The organism is Pedobacter sp. 01T416_2, assembly GCF_056398925.1.
On record NZ_JBFTQI010001005.1, the window covers coordinates 1 to 1,774 of the forward strand.

Annotated in this window: 1 protein-coding gene and 1 pseudogene; both read right to left on the reverse strand. The window is 38.0% G+C overall.

The annotated features are described in order from the left end of the window. Positions 1-597: pseudogene (locus AC1DPQ_RS26740) on the reverse strand (GH92 family glycosyl hydrolase); the annotation flags it as partial. A 35-nt stretch (positions 598-632) separates the two neighbouring features. Further along, on the reverse strand, positions 633-1,304 hold the full coding sequence (locus AC1DPQ_RS26745; RefSeq protein WP_477582045.1) for a basic secretory protein-like protein: 672 nt from the start codon (positions 1,302-1,304) through the stop codon (positions 633-635). Positions 1,305-1,774: the final 470 nt, after the last annotated feature.

Here is a 1,774-nt window from a genome sequence, read left to right on the forward strand (position 1 = left end):
GTGGGGTGGGCCACGGGCATATTTAGTGGTATAACCAATAATTTTTCTTTCTGCTGGTATAATTTTAATATAAGAACCTTTATTCTGCGCATCTACTACCACATAAGCGCTATCCGTTTTAGGGAAAGTAAACCTGAACTGGGCAGAGCGTTCTGTTGGGGTAATTTCGGTGGTTACATCAGCATCTGCTAAATAAACACTGTAATAATATGGCTTAGAAATCTCTGCTTTATGGCTGAACCAACTTGCGCGGTCATCATCTGTGAATTTTAATTTGCCGGTAACGGGCATAATAGAAAAAGCGCCGTAATCGTTCATCCAGGGCGAAGGCTGATGTGTTTGTTTAAAGCCGCGGATTTTGTCGGCCTCATAAACATAAGCCCATCCATCGCCGTTTTTACCGGTTTGTGGCGACCACATATTCATTCCCCATGGCAAACCAATTGCCGGATAGGTGTTTCCGTTAGATAATGATGGCTTGGATGCCGTTCCCATTAAAGGGTTTATCCAATCTACCGGATCTGTAATTTTGCCTATTGTTTGCGCGAAGCTGGTTGATGCCGCAACACTCAATAAAGCGATAAATAATCTTTTCATTTGTTGTGTTTGTGTTTTATATGCTGGTATTTATTTTAAACTTCCGAATTTTTAATGTAATCTGCCCAAAGCGCATCTAAATCTTTACCCGTTAATTTTGTCCAGATATCTTTGGTATAAGTGTGATCTCTTAAAGAAGCATCAACCGTTTTGATTATACCCGGTTTTACACTTTTCTCCATCCAGGCAAAAAAACCTGCAGTAATGCGGTAGCTATTTTTATAACTATGTTCTGGCTTTAAAGCAGGTAGCGACCATTTGGCGCCTTCATTATCTACACCAAATTTATAGCGTGCATAATCGGCAATACCTTCTGTTAACCAGCCCGGGCCAACGCTTCGTCCATAATCTTGTACAATGTGCATCACCTCGTGGGTTACTACATCAATATCTTCAGGATGTTTCACCATCCAGATCGAACTGAAGGTTACTTTACCGTCAGCAGTTGCCGCCACGCCTTTGTAAGCTGTATCTACAAAAAATTTCACTTCTTTTATGGTAGCTGGATTATACTCTTTGGCCAGTTTTGGGTAAACTTCGAAAAAAGTTTTGATTAACCGTTTCTTCAATTGAGGGTCTAATTCCTTAAAATTGCTCTCGAACGATAATGTATAACCACTTTTCTTTGTGATTTCCTGTGCTTTTAAATGAGCTGAAAAAGCCGAAACAAACATTAGGAAGATTGAAAAAGTAAATATTTTTTTCATCTGATTATATTTTTATTATGATGGATTGTTACTTTGGTTAGCCTGTTTAGTTCTGCAAAATAAATATAATATGTAAAACGATTTAGTAAATGATCAAAAATTTTACTTTGGTGATTATTATTTTTACAAAACACGCACTGGAGCAGGCAGTTTTTATTTGCACATATCTTATAAAACTTGGCTTCTTTGTAAATTTTCTTTTAAGTGGTCGTCATTTCGAGCGGAGTGCAACGCAGTCGAAAACCACGATTGCTCAGCGAAGCTAAATCTGCCTAGATGGATCTCTCCTCCGAAGGAGTTTCTTTGGAACATTCCACTGCGTTTTAGTCGTATTCTAGGTTTACCACAATTGCAAATTTATTTTAAGAAAAACTCTTTTTTTGGGAGTTTTTCTTAGCTTTTATGACGCTCTCCTATAATTCTCGACATACATTTCTCCTCTCTTAACAAGTGAGAACATCCTTAAAATC